We start from the raw sequence: 14941 nt of genomic DNA, 5'->3' as shown, positions 1-14941 counted from the left end.
TCGCTTCGATGGAACTTCTTCAAGTCGCTGACGCCGTCGCCCGCGAAAAGAACATCGAGAAAGAGCATGTGCTCGAGGCGATGGAAGAGGCCATCAAGAAGGCTGGCCGGTCGAAGTACGGTCACGAGCACGACATCCGCGCCCGCATCGACCGCAAGACCGGCGACATCCACCTGATGCGCTATCTGGAAGTGGTCGAGACGGTCGAGGACGAGGCGACCCAGGTTTCCGTGGCCCAGGCCAAGCGCAAGCGCCCGGACGCCAAGGTCGGCGACTTCCTGATCGACCCGCTGCCGCCCATCGATTTCGGCCGCATCGCCGCACAGACCGCCAAGCAGGTGATCGTGCAGAAGGTGCGCGAGGCCGAGCGCGACCGTCAGTACGACGAGTACAAGGACCGCATGGGCGATATCGTCAATGGCCTGGTCAAGCGCGTGGAATACGGCAACGTGACCGTGGACCTGGGCCGCGCCGAGGCGGTGCTGCGCCGCGACGAATGCCTGCCGCGCGAGCACTTCAAGAATGGCGACCGCGTGCGCGCCTACATCTACGACGTGCGGCGCGAGCCGCGCGGCCCGCAGATTTTCCTGTCGCGCACCCATCCCGCCTTCATGGCCGGCCTGTTCAAGCAGGAAGTGCCGGAAATCTACGACGGCATCATCGAGATCAAGGCCGTGGCCCGCGACCCGGGTAGCCGCGCCAAGATCGCCGTCATCAGCAATGACAGCGCCATCGACCCCGTGGGCGCCTGCGTCGGCATGCGCGGCAGCCGCGTCCAGGCCGTGGTCGGCGAGTTGCAGGGCGAGAAGATCGACATCATCCCCTGGAACCGCGACGCTGCCACCTTCGTGGTGAATGCGCTGGCCCCGGCCGAGGTCGCCAAGGTGGTGCTGGACGAAGAAACCAAGCGCATCGAGGTGGTGGTGCCCGACGACCAGCTGTCGCTGGCCATCGGCCGCCGCGGCCAGAACGTCCGTCTGGCGTCCATGCTGACCGGCTGGGACATCGACATCATGACGGAGCAGGAGGAATCCGACCGTCGCACCGAGGAATTCAAGACCCGGTCGCAGATGTTCATCGAGGCCCTGGACGTTGACGACGTGATTGCCCATCTGCTGGTGGCCGAAGGCTTCACCTCGGTGGAGGAGATCGCCTACGTCGATACCGAGGAACTGACCTCCATCGACGCCTTCGACGAGGACGTGGCCGAGGAACTGCGGGAACGCGCCCGCAATTTCCTGGAAGAGCAGAACAGCCGCCTGGAGAACCGCCGCAGGGAACTGGGTGTCACCGACGAGGTGGCGGCCATCGAGGCGCTGACGGCTCCCATGCTGGTCAAGCTGGGTGAGAAGGGTGTCAAGACGCTGGACGATTTCGCCGACCTGGCGGGCGACGAGCTCATCGAAATCCTGGGCAAGGACTCGATGAGCGAGGATGAGGCCAATGAGTTGATCATGGCCGCCCGCGCCCACTGGTTCGCGGACGAAGAGTCCGGCGCGGACGCCTGAGGGGGGCCTGGTTCATGGTCTCCCCGCAGGTCTCGGGACCGGCGATAACACCGGACCCCGACGCGCCGCTGCTGCCGGAAGGCGAGGCGGAGGTGGTCGGGGGGGCCAAAAGCCCACTGCGCCGGTGCATCGCCAGCGGGGTGGTCGGAAAGAAGGACGGGATGATCCGTTTTGTCGTCGGACCCGACGGCACGGTCGTCCCCGATGTGGAGGAAACCCTGCCCGGACGCGGGCTGTGGTTGACGGCGGACCCCGCCTTGGTTGAAAAGGCGGTCGCCAAAGGTTTGTTCGCCAAGGCGGCGCGCCGGTCGGTGCGTACCCCGGCGGACTTGGGGGCCCAAGTGTCGGGCCTTCTGCGTCGCCGTTGTCTGGACCTGGTCGGGCTTGCCCGGCGGGGCGGCCAGGCGGTGGCGGGGTTTGAGAAGGTGGCCGCGGCGCTACGCGCCAAGGCCATCGGTACGCGGTCGGGCATAGGGCTCAGGCTGGAGGCGTCCGATGGGGCTGCCGACGGCCGGTCCAAGCTGGACGCGCTGTCCCCCGGCATCCCGGTGGTCGATATCTTCGACCGGGGGGAGCTGGGCATGGCGCTGGGCCGCGATGACGCGGTGCATGCCGTGGTGGGTGCCGGACCGCTGGTCCAGCGCCTGCAGCGGGAGGCGGACAGGCTGCGCGCCCTCTCCAAGGGGCGCTAGGCCCAGCGCTGGGTAAGGGATGGCCTTGGGGCATCGGCCCCGGGGCGACAACGATGAAACAGTCGGAAAACGTATGACTGACACGAGCGACCAGGACCGCAAGAAGTTGAGCCTTACCGGTCGAGGCAAGCTGGAGCTGAAGAAGACGGTGGACGCGGGATCCGTGCGCCAGAGCTTCTCGCACGGCCGCACCAAGACCGTTGCGGTTGAGGTCAAGCGCAAGCGAACGTTTGAACAGGGCGCCCGTCCGGGCGTGGCCGATGGCGGTGCCGCCGCCCGCGCGGCCGCCGAGGGCCGTCCCGCGCAGGGCGGTGGCCGTGGCCAGCCGCCGCGTGGCGGCGCCCCCCGCCAGCTGACCGACAGCGAGCGTGAAGCCCGTCTGCGCGCCCTGCGCGCCATGGGCGAGAACCCCGCCCAGGAGGACGTGGCCGACGAGCTGCTGGACGAGGTGGCCGCCGACGACCTGCCGATGGCCGATGAGGCTCCGGCCGAGGCCGCGCCCGCGCCTGAGCCGTTGGTCGAGGAGCCGGTCAACGACGGTCCCCTGGACGACGAAACCCTGCGTCGCCGCGAGCTGGAAGAGCTGCGGATGATTCAGGAAGAGGAAAAGCGCGTCGCCGCCGAGGCGGAGAAGCGCCGCCAGGAGGAAGAGGCCAAGCGCAAGGAGGCCGAGGCCGCCCGCAAGGCCGAAGAGGCCCCGCGCGCCGCCCGTCCCGCCACCGGCAACACCGCATCGACCACGACCGCCGCCACGGACGCCGCGGCCCCGCGTGGCCCCCTGGCCCCGCGCGCCGTCGATGACGAGGATGACGAGGGTGGACGCCGCCGCGCCGGCCCCGGTGGTGCCGCGAAGACCGCCAGCAAGGTCGCGGCCCCGGCCCCGGCCAAGGCTGCCAAGGGTGGCGAGCGTCGCCGCAACGCCGGCAAGCTGACCATTTCCCAGGCGCTGAGCGACGAGGGCGGTGGCGCCCAGCGTGGCCGCAGCATGGCCGCGCTGCGTCGCGCCCGTGAACGTGAGAAGCAGCGCCTGAGTGGGCGTCAGGATACGCAAAAAGTGACCCGCGACGTCATCATCCCCGAAGTCATCACCGTGCAGGAACTGGCCAACCGTATGGCCGAGCGTGGCGCGGATGTGATCAAGGCGCTGATGCGCATGGGCGTCATGGCCACCATCACCCAGAACATCGACACCGACACGGCCGAGCTGATCGTGACGGAATTCGGCCACCGTGCGCACCGCGTGTCGGAAGCCGACGTCGAAGTGGGCGTGAAGGGTGACGTTGACCGGGACGAGGATCTGTCGCCGCGTCCGCCGGTCGTGACCGTCATGGGCCACGTCGACCACGGCAAGACTTCGCTGCTGGACGCCCTGCGCCACACCGACGTCGCCAGCCGCGAGGCCGGTGGCATCACCCAGCACATCGGCGCCTACCAGGTGCAGCTGGCGTCGGGCTCGCGCATCACCTTCATCGACACCCCCGGCCACGCCGCCTTCACCGAGATGCGCGCCCGCGGCGCCAACGTCACGGACGTGGTGGTGCTGGTGGTGGCCGCCGATGACGGCGTCATGCCGCAGACGGTCGAGGCCATCCAGCACGCCAAGGCGGCCGAGGTTCCGATCATCATCGCCATCAACAAGTGCGACCTGCCCGGCGCCAAGCCGGACCGGGTGCGGCAGGAACTGCTGCAGCACGGCCTGGTGGTCGAGGCCATGGGCGGCGACGTCCTGGACGTCGAAGTGTCGGCCAAGACAGGCAAGGGCCTGGACAAGCTGGAGGAAAACATCCTCCTGCAGGCCGAAATCCTGGAGCTGAAGGCCAACCCGGCGCGCACCGCCGAAGGCGTGGTCGTGGAAGCCAAGCTGGAACGCGGCCGTGGCTCCGTCGCCACCATGCTGGTGCAGCGCGGCACGCTGAAGGTGGGCGACATCGTCGTCGCCGGCAGCGAGTGGGGTCGTGTCCGCGCCCTGGTCAACGACCGTGGCCAGAACGTCGAGAGCGCCGGTCCCGCCACCCCGGTGGAGGTGCTGGGCCTGAACGCCACGCCGCTGGCCGGTGACGAGTTCTCCGTGGTGGAGAGCGAGGCCCGCGCCCGCGAGATCACCGAGTTCCGTCAGCGCAAGAAGCGGGAGGCCCAGGTCGCCCAGTCGGCGCGTGGGTCGCTGGAACAGATGTTCAAGCAGATCCAGGCGGGTGAGGTGAAGGAACTGCCGCTGGTCATCAAGGGCGACGTGCAGGGCTCGATCGAGGCCATCTCCGGCACGCTGGAAAAGCTGGCCGGCGACAATGCCGAGGTCAAGGTGCGCGTCCTGCATTCCGGTGTGGGCGCCATCAACGAAAGCGACGTCACGCTGGCCAACGCCTCGCGCGGCATCATCATCGGCTTCAACGTCCGCGCCAATCCGCAGGCCCGTGAAATGGCCAAGCGGGACAATGCGGAGATCCGCTACTACTCGGTCATCTACGACATCATCGACGATGTCCGCGCCCTGCTGACCGGCATGCTGAAGCCCGTCCTGCGCGAACGCTTCCTGGGCAACGCGCAGATCCTGGAGGTGTTCAACATCACCAAGGTCGGCAAGGTCGGCGGCTGCCGCGTGACGGAAGGCATCGTGAAGCGCGGTGCCGGCGTGCGCCTGCTGCGCGACAACGTCGTCATCCACGAGGGCACGCTCAAGACGCTCAAGCGCTTCAAGGACGAAGTCAAGGAAGTGCGCGAAGGTTACGAGTGCGGCATGGCCTTCGAGAACTACGACAACATCCAGCCGGGCGACGTCATCGAAGCCTATGAGATGGAAGAAGTGGCCCGCGCCCTGTAAGCGCGGCCCGCCTTCCTCGCCTGGATCAGCGTGTTTGCCTGACAACCCGGCCGTCCGGTCCAATCCCGGACGGCCGTTTTGGCTCTTACCCGAGCCGTTTGGACCCGGCACCGTTCCCCCGATGGGACGGGCGGGCCGGCCCTCCCCCTGAATGAAATGGGGCGGGGCCCTTATTAGGATAGTGACCCATGAGCCGACATGGTGACGCCGGCCTGCGCGCCGGCAAGGCCCCCTCTCAACGTCAGCTGCGCGTGGGCGAGGAATTGCGCCACGCCCTGGCCGACATCCTGCGCCGGGCCGATTTCCGCGATCCCGACCTGCATGACCTCAACGTGACGGTCAGCGAGGTGCGCATCAGCCCCGACCTGAAGAACGCCACCGCCTTCGTCATGCCCCTGGGCGGCGGCCATGTCGAGCAGATCAAGGCGCTGAACCGCGTCGCCCCCTATCTGCGCAGCCAGGTGGCCAAGGCCATGAGGCTGCAGCATGTGCCGCGCCTCAGCTTCCAGGTCGACGTGTCCTTTGACTATGCCCAGCGCATCGACCAGCTGCTGCACCGCCCCGACGTGCAGCGCGACCTGGATCATGCGGACGGCGACCATGACGACGGCGCCGACGCGGAGCGCCACGATGGCCCGTAAGCGCAAGGGCCGGCCGCTGCACGGCTGGCTGGTGCTGGACAAGCCGCCGGGCATGACCAGCACCCAGGCCATGGCCAAGGTGCGCTGGCTGATGCAGGCGGAAAAGGCGGGGCACGCCGGCACGCTGGACCCCATCGCCACCGGCATCCTGCCCATCGCCTTCGGCGAGGCCACCAAGACCGTGTCCTACGCCATGGACTGCGGCAAGACCTACCGCTTCACCCTGCGCTTCGGTGAGTCCCGCACCACAGACGATTTGGCGGGGGAGGTGACGGCCACCCACGACCACCGTCCCAGTGATGAGGACATCGAGGCGGCGCTGGAGAATTTCCAGGGCGAGATCAGCCAGGTGCCGCCGCAGTTCTCCGCCATCAAGGTGGCGGGCGAGCGCGCCTATGATCTGGCGCGCGAGGGCGAAAGGGTGGAATTGGCGCCCCGCATCGTGCGCGTGGACAGCTTCCTGCTGACCGGCCGCCCGGATGCCGACCACGCCGAGTTCGAGGTGGAGTGCGGCAAGGGCACCTATATGCGCTCGCTGGCGCGCGACCTGGCCCTGGCCTTGGGCACGGTAGGCCATGTATCCGTCCTGCGGCGTTTGCGGGTCGGGCGCTTCACCATGGATCAGGCGATTTCGCTTGACGAATTGGAACGGGTGGCGCAGACACCCACGGTCGAAGGACTTCTGCAACCGATCGAGACCGCGCTGGACGACATCCCGGCGCTGGCCCTGGCGGAAGCGGAAGCGCACCGACTAAGACACGGACAAACGGTGGCGCTGCTGCGCCGTCATGATCTGGAACGGCTGGACGCCATTCACGATCAGTTGGCGGGCGGGGAGCCCATCGCGCTTGCCATTTCAGGCGGCAAGCCGGTGGCGTTGGTCCATGTCGAGGGGGCGGAGGTCCGTCCGGTGCGCGTTTTGAACCTCTAAGTGATGGAGACGACGATGTCGATCACTGCCGAGCGCAAGCAGGCGCTCATTGCCGAGTACAAGACCGCCGAAGGCGACACCGGTTCGCCCGAGGTGCAGGTCGCGATCCTGACGGAACGCATCACCAACCTGACCGATCACATGAAGTCCCACAACAAGGACTTCCACTCCCGCCGTGGCCTGCTGGTCATGGTCAGCCAGCGCCGCAGCCTGCTGGACTACCTGAAGCGCAAGGACGCCGCCCGCTACACGTCGCTGATCCAGCGTCTGGGCCTGCGTCGCTAAGGGTATGGTCCGGACGACGCCCCTGGCGCAACCGACCGCAGTCACCGGTGGCACCGGCCGCCCGCCGTCCGGCGGGCCTGGCGCTCCGGCGCGGTCGCGCGGCACCGGGACCCGCGTCCGGATAACCCGCAAGCGCATCGGTTCTGGGTATTGAGTAGTAAGGATGGCCAGCCGGGTGGACCCGGCTGGCCATCTGTCATTTAAGGTTTCAAACGCGGGTGCTGCCGATAGGGCCCCGGCTCGGCCGTCCAATCCGGGACGTGCACCGAGTATCGGATGGAAGGAAGCAAGATATGTTCAAGGTTTTCCGTAAAGAGATGGAATGGGGCGGCCGCAAGCTGGTCCTCGAGACGGGCAAGGTCGCCCGTCAGGCTGATGGCGCTGTCATCGCCACCTACGGCGACACGGTCGTGCTCTGCACCGCCGTCGGCGCCAAGTCCGTGAAGCCCGGCCAGGACTTTTTCCCCCTGACCGTCAACTACCAGGAAAAGGCGTTCGCCGCCGGCAAGATCCCGGGCGGCTTCTTCAAGCGCGAGGGGCGTCCGACCGAGAAGGAGGTGCTGACCTCCCGCCTCATCGACCGCCCCATCCGCCCGCTGTTCGTCGACGGCTTCCGCAACGAGGTGCAGGTCGTCTGCACCGTGCTGAGCCATGACCTGGAAAACGATCCCGACATCGTCGCGATGATCGGCGCCTCCGCCGCGCTGACGCTGTCCGGCCTGCCCTTCCTCGGCCCCATCGGCGGCGCCCGCGTCGGCTACAAGGATGGCGAGTTCATCCTGAACCCGACGCTGGAGCAGGTCGAGACCACCGACCTGGACCTGGTGGTCGCCGGCACGCAGGAAGGCGTGCTGATGGTCGAATCGGAAGCCAAGGAGCTGTCCGAGGAGATCATGCTGAAGGCCGTCATGTTCGGCCACACCGCCTTCCAGTCGGTGATCAACCTGATCATCGACCTGGCCGAACAGGCCGCCAAGGACCCGTGGGACCTGCCGCCGCCGGCCTATGACAAGGCCGCGCTGAAGGCCAAGCTGAACGATCTGGTGGGCGCCGACATTCGCGCTGCCTACACCCTGACCGTGAAGCAGGAACGCTATGAGGCCATCTCCACCGCCAAGAAGAAGGCGGTCGAGGCCCTGACGGCGGACGCGGCCCACACGGCGGAAGCCGTCGGCAGCACCTTCAAGGATCTGGAGGCCGACGTGCTGCGCGGCACGGTCCTGGAGACCGGCAAGCGCATCGACGGCCGCACCACCATCGACATCCGCCCCATCGTGGCGGAAGTGGGCGTGCTGCCCCGGGCCCACGGCTCGTCCCTGTTCACCCGCGGCGAGACCCAGGCCCTGGTGGTCGCCACCCTGGGCACCGCCCAGGACGAGCAGATCGTGGACGCGCTGGAAGGCGAATACCGCGAAAACTTCATGCTGCACTACAACTTCCCCCCGTACTCCGTGGGTGAAGCCGGCCGCATGGGCAGCCCGGGCCGTCGCGAGATCGGCCACGGCAAGCTGGCCTGGCGCGCGGTGCACCCGCTGCTGCCGGCGAAGGAAGCCTTCCCCTACACCCTGCGTCTGGTTTCCGAGATCACCGAGTCCAACGGCTCGTCCTCCATGGCCACCGTCTGCGGCACCTCGCTGGCGCTGATGGATGCCGGCGTGCCGCTGCCGCGCCCCGTGGCCGGTATCGCCATGGGTCTGATCAAGGAAGACACCGGCGTTGCCGTGCTGTCCGACATCCTGGGTGACGAGGATCACCTGGGCGACATGGACTTCAAGGTGGCCGGCACCGAGGCCGGCGTGACCGCCCTGCAGATGGACATCAAGATCACCTCGATCACCGAGGACATCATGAAGGTCGCCCTGGCGCAGGCCAAGGACGGCCGTCTGCACATCCTGGGCGAGATGGCCAAGGCCATCGGCGGCGCCCGTGATGCCGTGAACCAGAACGCCCCGCGCATCACCGTGATCAACATCCCGAAGGAGAAGATCCGCGACGTGATCGGCTCCGGCGGCAAGGTGATCCGGGAGATCGTGGAGCAGACCGGCGCCAAGATCGACATCGAGGACGACGGCACCGTGAAGGTGGCGGCCGTGGACAGCAAGGCGTCCGACGCCGCCATCAAGTGGATCAAGGGCATCGTCGCCGAACCCGAGTTGGGCGAGATCTACGTCGGCAAGGTCGTGAAGGTCATGGATTTCGGCGCCTTCGTGAACTTCCTGGGCGCTCGCGACGGCTTGGTCCACATCTCCGAACTGTCGCCGCAGCGCGTCGCCAAGGTGACCGATGTGGTCAACCAGGGCGACGAGGTGAAGGTGAAGGTCCTGGGCTTCGACGATCGCGGCAAGGTGAAGCTGTCGATGAAGGTCGTCGACCAGGCCACCGGCGAGGACCTGAGCAAGAAGGACAAGGCCGAGGAGGCGTAAGCCCCGGGCCGGACCTTTTGCCCCAGCGGCAGGGGCACCTTGCCGCTGGTAGCCCGCCGTTTGAGGATGGGCTATAAAAAGCCCGAGGCATCCGGCCGCAGCCGATGCCTTTGGTTAAGGATTAAGCCGCCCAGGGTAGCTTGGGCGGCTTTTTCTATGTCCGCCGCGTGACGAGAACGATTCATTTGTGGCGAAGTCTGGGCACTAATTCGGTTTAGCCATGAAATAAGGGCCTAGTATTGATTTCCAGCCGTGCGTTGATGGCATGGAAAGTGTGATGATCCTCACAGGTCATGACCGTCCCGAGGGCGTAATGAATCGGTCATCCATCAGTAGTTACCCGCAATAGTAGCGCGATGGACTTGAAGGTGGTGACGAAACATCGCCGGAATACGCCCAAGATTTATTGCTTGCAGCAATGAAATTGTGGCGAATTAGGGACCTTAAAGGAGAGTTACCATGTCGCGTTTACGGACTATTGTCTTGGCTGCTTCGGCTCTGGTCGCGGTTGCCGCGACGCCGGCCCTGGCGCAGAGCACGTTCGATGGCGGCTATGTTGGTGCCAACGCCGGCTATGACTGGTTCAACGCCCATCAGCGGGCCACCGTCGGCGGGCAGCAGAGCACGCCCAGCCATGAGACCCAGGGTTTCAACGGCGGCCTCTTCGCCGGCTACGGCCAGACCGTTTATGACAACATCTATGTCGGCGCCGAAGGCGAAGCCAATTTCTACACCGGCGACCGGACCTACGGCGACGCCCTGGGCAGCTATCGCGTGCAGCCCAACTATAGCGCCGGCGTCAGCGCCCGCCTGGGCTACGTGGTTCAGCCCGACCTGCTGCTGTTCGGCCGCGTCGGTTATCAGCACACCTCCATCGACACGACCAACGCCCTGACCGGTGGCGCCTCCCGCCAGTACGCCCAGGACTATGACGGCGTGAAGTACGGCGTCGGCGCCGATTACGCCATCGATGAGCACCTGTTCACCCGCATCGAGTACGACTACACCGACTACTCGCATTCCACGCGGGATCTGGCCGGCGGCCAGCTGCGCACGACCCCGGACGAAAGCCAGGTCCGTGTCGGCGTCGGCATTCGCTTCTGATAAGAGCGTGCCTTCTTGAGGAAAAGGCCCGGGCTCACCCCCGGGCCTTTTTCATCTCGTGGCCGCCCCGCCGGCGCTTGGGGTGAGTTTTCCCAGGACGCGACCGCGTCCGCCGGAGCGTTTTGGGGAGCCGAAGGCGGACTGAAACGCGAGGATAGCCAAGGGGCGGATGCCCCGCCGGCGCTTGAGGTGAGTTTTCCTAGGACGCGACCGCGTCCGCCGGAGCGTTTTGGGGAGCCGAAGGCGGACTGAAACGCGAGGATAGCCAAGGGGCGGATGCCCCGCCGGCGCTTGAGGTGAGTTTTCCCAGGACGCGACCGCGTCCGCCGGAGCGTTTTGGGGAGCCGAAGGCGGACTGAAACGCGAGGATAGCCAAGGGGCGGATGCCCCGCCGGCGCTTGAGGCGAACCAAGACTCCGGCGAACCAAGACCCCGCCTGAAGCAAATGAATCACCGCGTGGAATACGTCGCCCAGGTGCGCACCGGGCCTGTATCCACGTGGGTGTGGCCGCTACCATCGTAGAAGGCGGCACCGCCGCGCTGCATGGTCTTGGCGATCTCGGTGATGGCGTCGCCCTTCAGCGCCGGGATACGGATGTCGGCGGCGCGGCCCTGCATGTGGAAGCTTTCGCGGGCGGCGTTGCGGTTGACCTTGACCAGGGCGGCGTTGGTCTCGGGTGAGCGGTAGCCCGACAGGATGTCCACCTGCGTGGTCGGCGGCAGGCTGGATCGCAGGATGACGCCGCTGATGAAATCCATCAGCGCCGGGTCGATGTCATGGGTCTCGCCGGCATGGCGATCGCGCATGATGTGCGCCACCTCGGCCATGGCGTGGGCATCGTAGGCGCCATCATGCCAGTAGATGACGTCCACCTTCTCCTTGCTGGGCGGATGCACCAGCACGACGCGGCGAATGGCGGCGGTATTTGCCGGCGGCAGGTCGGCCTCCGCCGGGGGCACGGGGAAGGGCTTGGGCGTGCCGCCGCCGCACGCCGCGACCACGGCCAGCATCAGGGAAAGGGATGCAGCCCGGGCGAACCGGGCCCGGGCGAACCGGAAAGAGGGTTTTGTCATGGGGCCAGCCGATATCCGCCGGGTTCCGTCACCAGCAGGACGGCGTTGGCCGGGTCCCGCTCCATCTTCTGCCGCAGGCGGTAGATATGGGTTTCCAGGGTGTGGGTGGTGACGCCTTCGTTATAGTTCCACACCTGTTCCAGCAGTTGTTCCCTGCTGATGACCGCGCCCTCGGCGCGGTGCAGATAGGCCAGGATTTGGGCTTCCTTGTCGGTCAGGCGGGTCTCGGCACCGGTGCCGTCCTCCCGCAAGGTGCGGGCGACCGCGCGGAACTCATAGGGGCCGATGCGCAGGGCGGGGTCGTCGCCCGTGGGCCGGGCGTGCTGGCGCAGCTTGGCCAGCAGGGTACCGATGCGAAACGGCTTCACCAGCCGGTCACTGCAGCCCGCGACATCGGGTTCCCCCTCCGCCGCCATCAGCAGGATAGGGCAGTCCACGCCAGCCCGGCGCAGGGCGGCGCAGACCGCGGCCCCGTCCATGTCGGGCAGGCGGCTGGCCAGCAGGATGGCCTCGAACGAAACATCCTGCGCGGCGGCCAGGGCCGTGGCGCCATCGGCGGCCTGTCGCACGTCGAATTCCTCCAGGGCCGTCAGCTGCTCGGCCAACAGGTGGCGCAGGGTTTCGTCATCCTCAACCAGCAACAGCTTCTTGGCGCCTGGGGTCGTCATAGGCCTGGACTAGGGAAACGGGGGATGGAGGCGGACAGTCTTGTCGTCTTCTTACCATGGGTGCGGATCGTTCGCACGGGGTCCATGGGCGCATGCCCCATGGGTTGGGCTTTCCCTTTATCGCCTGGCCCTCTATCGCCTGGCCAGGATGTCGGCGTGGCCCACGATCAGTTCCACCTGCATGACGGCGGCGCGGCGGCGCTCGCGCCAGGCGCCGATGCGGTCGGCCATGGCAGGGTCGCGCGCCTCCGCCTGGGCGGCCAGCATGTCCACCAGGTTCAGGTGCGCCTGCCGGGCGCGCAGGCCGGATAGCCGCCAGTCCGACCGGGCGCCGTCCAGGCGATAGCCCGCCGCCTCCAGCCTTTCCACCAGAACCGAGGATGCCTGGTCGCCCAGCGCCGGGCCGAAGCCGTAGTCGCGCCGGGCCGCGGCCGCCGCCAGTTCCACCACCATCCCGTCGTCCGGATCCTCCGGCCGCCAGAGCAGCCGGCCATCCTGCACCCCGGTGGCCAGTACGGGCGGCAGGCCGCTGGCCGTCAGTTCGACAACGAAATGGTCCAGCCATTCCGCCGATACGCGATCGAAGAAGGCATTGCCGGTAACGCCGTCATGGCGCTGGATGCCCAGGTCGTGCAAATCGGACGACATGTCCCGCTGGATCAGGGTCAGGCGGCTGCGCATGTCGTCGCCGAACAGGATCAACTCGCCCACCGCGCCCGGTGTCGCGGCTTCCGGCGGGTTGCGCGCCATGCCCCAGCCCAGTTCATGGGCCCAGCGCTGCATGCGCTCCGCCACGCCGCCCAGGACCGTGGCGTCGGTGTCCATCAGGGTCCAATCCTGGATCATGCGCCCCAGGCGGGGCAGCAGATGGCGGACGTTGGCGCCCAGGCCGGCGCCCAGATCCAGGACATGGGGGCGCGACGGCACCATGCGGGCGAATTCCCAGGCCAGCTCAATGGCCCGCGCCTTATCGTCCAGCGGCTCGCGCAGGGCCTGCCAGGCACTGTCGATGATCTGCGGCTGGATCATGCGCGGCCTCCGCGACCGCCGCCGGGTGGCGGGCCGAAAGAGGGGGCTGTGGCCGGGGTGTAGGCACGGAACATCCCGTTCGGATCCTGACGTGACGGGGCCGGCGCGGTGGCCGGAAACAAACGGAAAAGGGCTGGGAAACACCGTTGCATCAGGGGATTGCCGTGGTGTCCGCCACACCGCCGGCCTACCGCCCAATGCTCGGATGCGCCACTTACTCTGGTGTTTCCCGCCGGGAAAAGCCATGGCGCGATCGGTCATATCGGCTGGCCGTCCGGCGCGGGGCTGGTGCCGTGGTCGTCGCCGGCGCGGGATTTATTCCCGCGCGCCGTCCCACCGGCGGGCTGGGGACCCATGCAACGCTAGCGCTTCGCCCGTCCCCTGGGGACCGATACCGTGTTAAATGGCTGTGGATGGTTGTGCCGGGCGGGCTAAATGACCATCTGCTGCCCATACGCGGGGCGCCGCTGTTTCGCGCCTTTTCACAGTTTTTCACCCTTTCTTGTCATCCTTTCCCGTGTCGCCTGGATATACCCGCATGTCGCTCGCCGCCGAACCGATCTCGCCCCTGCTGCGGACCGCCAGCCGCTCCGTCCAGCGCGCGGTGTCCGAGCTGCGCCGCGGCGACCTGGTGATGCTGCAAGGCGGTGACGGCCGTGCCCTGCTGCTGCGCGCGGCGGAGATGGCGGACGCCCCGGCCCTGGCCCTGGTGCGCCAAGCGGCGGCCCAAGGCGGCGGGGGCGAGCCCGCCCTGGTGGTGACGGACAAGCGCGCCATCGCCGCCGGCCTGCTGGCCCAGGCGGTGGAACCGGCGCAGGCCGACCCCATGGGGGCGGGCACGGTGGTCATCGCCCCGGCCCCCGGGCCGTCGGGTCAAGGCCTGACACCCGATCTGGTGCGCCTGCTGGCCGACCCAACCCGCCCGGGTCACGCCACCCTGGACATCACGCCCACCGTCCGTCCCTTCCCCTCGGCCGAGGGTGAGGCCCTGCTGCTGGTCAAGCTGGCGCGCCTCCTTCCGGCCATCGTGGTGGCCGAGGTCCCGGCCGCCCGCGCCGCCGAGGTGGCGGCGCGCAACGACCTGCTGACGGTGCGCGGTGCTGACGTCCAGGCCTACCAGGCCGCCGGCGAGTCCACCCTGCGCCAGGTTGTGGAGGCTTCGGTCCCCTTGCTGGATGCGGAGGACACCCGCCTGATCGCCTTCCGCGCGCCGGACGGCGGGGTGGAGCATCTGGCCATCCTGATCGGCAACCCCGACCCGACGCGGCCGGTGCTGGCCCGCCTGCATTCCGAATGCTTCACCGGCGACCTGCTGGGCTCCCTGCGTTGCGACTGCGGCGCCCAGCTGCGCGGCGCCATCCGCGAGATCGCGGCCCAGGGCAGCGGCGTGGTGCTGTACCTGGCGCAGGAGGGCCGCAACATCGGCCTGATGAACAAGCTGCGCGCCTATCGCCTGCAGGATGCCGGCGTCGACACGGTGGACGCCAACCTGATGGTGGGCTTCGAGGCGGACGAGCGCACCTACCTGCCGGCCGCCACCATGCTGAAGGCCCTGGGTTTCCACGCCGTGCGCCTGATGACCAACAACCCGGACAAGCTGTCCCAGCTGGCCCGCTGGGGCGTGAAGGTGGTGGACCGCGTCCCCCACATCTTCCCCGCCAACGGCCACAACATCGCCTACCTGCGCACCAAGGCGGAAAAGGCTGGCCACCTGCTGTGACGGGCAGGGGCTGTGACGGGGCAGGGGCCCGGCAAGTCCCGCTGGCCC

Annotated in this window: 12 protein-coding genes; 9 read left to right on the top strand and 3 right to left on the bottom strand. The window is 67.7% G+C overall.

Annotated elements, in window-relative coordinates; genetic code table 11:
* The first annotated feature begins 8 nt into the window (after window positions 1-8).
* From nusA to FBZ89_RS05550, 8 genes are all read left to right on the top strand, one after another.
* Window positions 9-1508, top strand: a complete 1500-nt coding sequence (gene nusA, locus FBZ89_RS05585) for a transcription termination factor NusA (protein WP_145749056.1) — start codon at window positions 9-11, stop codon at window positions 1506-1508.
* Window positions 1509-1522: 14 nt separating this feature from the next.
* Window positions 1523-2200, top strand: coding sequence for an RNA-binding protein (locus FBZ89_RS05580; protein ID WP_145749055.1), 678 nt, complete (start codon window positions 1523-1525; stop codon window positions 2198-2200).
* Between the two features lie 73 nt (window positions 2201-2273).
* On the top strand, window positions 2274-5018 hold the full coding sequence (gene infB / locus FBZ89_RS05575; RefSeq protein ID WP_145749054.1) for a translation initiation factor IF-2: 2745 nt from the start codon (window positions 2274-2276) through the stop codon (window positions 5016-5018).
* Window positions 5019-5206: 188 nt separating this feature from the next.
* Window positions 5207-5659, top strand: a complete 453-nt coding sequence (gene rbfA, locus FBZ89_RS05570) for a 30S ribosome-binding factor RbfA (protein WP_145749053.1) — start codon at window positions 5207-5209, stop codon at window positions 5657-5659.
* Window positions 5649-6590 (top strand): tRNA pseudouridine(55) synthase TruB, encoded by a 942-nt coding sequence (gene truB / locus FBZ89_RS05565; RefSeq protein ID WP_145749052.1) that lies wholly within the window; start codon window positions 5649-5651, stop codon window positions 6588-6590. Before rbfA ends, truB begins: the two co-directional genes overlap by 11 nt.
* 15 nt (window positions 6591-6605) lie before the next feature.
* Window positions 6606-6875: a 30S ribosomal protein S15 gene (rpsO, locus tag FBZ89_RS05560; protein ID WP_145610851.1), complete on the top strand. Its 270-nt coding sequence runs from the start codon at window positions 6606-6608 to the stop codon at window positions 6873-6875.
* Window positions 6876-7168: 293 nt separating this feature from the next.
* The gene (gene pnp, locus FBZ89_RS05555; protein ID WP_145749051.1) at window positions 7169-9298 is read left to right on the top strand and encodes a polyribonucleotide nucleotidyltransferase; all 2130 of its coding nucleotides are present in this window, start codon (window positions 7169-7171) and stop codon (window positions 9296-9298) included.
* A 483-nt stretch (window positions 9299-9781) separates the two neighbouring features.
* A complete protein-coding gene (locus tag FBZ89_RS05550; RefSeq protein ID WP_040843973.1) occupies window positions 9782-10402 on the top strand; it encodes an outer membrane protein in 621 nt (206 codons plus the stop codon).
* 450 nt (window positions 10403-10852) lie between these two features.
* Here FBZ89_RS05550 and FBZ89_RS05545 read toward each other — a convergent pair whose 3' ends face one another.
* The 3 genes from FBZ89_RS05545 to FBZ89_RS05535 form a co-directional block, all read right to left on the bottom strand.
* Window positions 10853-11476 (bottom strand): YcbK family protein, encoded by a 624-nt coding sequence (locus FBZ89_RS05545; protein WP_145749050.1) that lies wholly within the window; start codon window positions 11474-11476, stop codon window positions 10853-10855.
* Complete coding sequence (locus FBZ89_RS05540; RefSeq protein ID WP_145749049.1) at window positions 11473-12144, bottom strand: response regulator transcription factor; 672 nt, start codon at window positions 12142-12144, stop codon at window positions 11473-11475. The genes FBZ89_RS05545 and FBZ89_RS05540 overlap by 4 nt, the downstream gene beginning before the upstream one ends.
* Before the next feature lie 132 nt (window positions 12145-12276).
* Complete coding sequence (locus FBZ89_RS05535) at window positions 12277-13173, bottom strand: hypothetical protein (RefSeq protein ID WP_145749048.1); 897 nt, start codon at window positions 13171-13173, stop codon at window positions 12277-12279.
* Between the two features lie 538 nt (window positions 13174-13711).
* Here FBZ89_RS05535 and ribA point away from each other — a divergent pair.
* On the top strand, window positions 13712-14893 hold the full coding sequence (gene ribA / locus FBZ89_RS05530) for a GTP cyclohydrolase II (protein WP_145749047.1): 1182 nt from the start codon (window positions 13712-13714) through the stop codon (window positions 14891-14893).
* Window positions 14894-14941: the final 48 nt, after the last annotated feature.

Source organism: Nitrospirillum amazonense, assembly GCF_007828045.1.
GTDB classification, from domain to species: domain Bacteria; phylum Pseudomonadota; class Alphaproteobacteria; order Azospirillales; family Azospirillaceae; genus Nitrospirillum; species Nitrospirillum amazonense_C.
This window is presented reverse-complemented; position numbering and strand designations above follow the sequence as displayed.

What these genes read in the sequence shown, in the direction of transcription:
- ribA (WP_145749047.1), top strand. Translation starts at nt 13,712, where the DNA reads ATGTCGCTCGCCGCCGAACCGATCTCGCCCCTGCTGCGGACCGCCAGC.
- FBZ89_RS05580 (WP_145749055.1), top strand. Translation starts at nt 1,523, where the DNA reads ATGGTCTCCCCGCAGGTCTCGGGACCGGCGATAACACCGGACCCCGAC.
- nusA (WP_145749056.1), top strand. Translation starts at nt 9, where the DNA reads ATGGAACTTCTTCAAGTCGCTGACGCCGTCGCCCGCGAAAAGAACATC.
- FBZ89_RS05540 (WP_145749049.1), bottom strand. Translation starts at nt 12,144, where the DNA reads ATGACGACCCCAGGCGCCAAGAAGCTGTTGCTGGTTGAGGATGACGAA.
- pnp (WP_145749051.1), top strand. Translation starts at nt 7,169, where the DNA reads ATGTTCAAGGTTTTCCGTAAAGAGATGGAATGGGGCGGCCGCAAGCTG.
- FBZ89_RS05545 (WP_145749050.1), bottom strand. Translation starts at nt 11,476, where the DNA reads ATGACAAAACCCTCTTTCCGGTTCGCCCGGGCCCGGTTCGCCCGGGCT.
- FBZ89_RS05535 (WP_145749048.1), bottom strand. Translation starts at nt 13,173, where the DNA reads ATGATCCAGCCGCAGATCATCGACAGTGCCTGGCAGGCCCTGCGCGAG.
- rbfA (WP_145749053.1), top strand. Translation starts at nt 5,207, where the DNA reads ATGAGCCGACATGGTGACGCCGGCCTGCGCGCCGGCAAGGCCCCCTCT.
- infB (WP_145749054.1), top strand. Translation starts at nt 2,274, where the DNA reads ATGACTGACACGAGCGACCAGGACCGCAAGAAGTTGAGCCTTACCGGT.
- truB (WP_145749052.1), top strand. Translation starts at nt 5,649, where the DNA reads ATGGCCCGTAAGCGCAAGGGCCGGCCGCTGCACGGCTGGCTGGTGCTG.
- rpsO (WP_145610851.1), top strand. Translation starts at nt 6,606, where the DNA reads ATGTCGATCACTGCCGAGCGCAAGCAGGCGCTCATTGCCGAGTACAAG.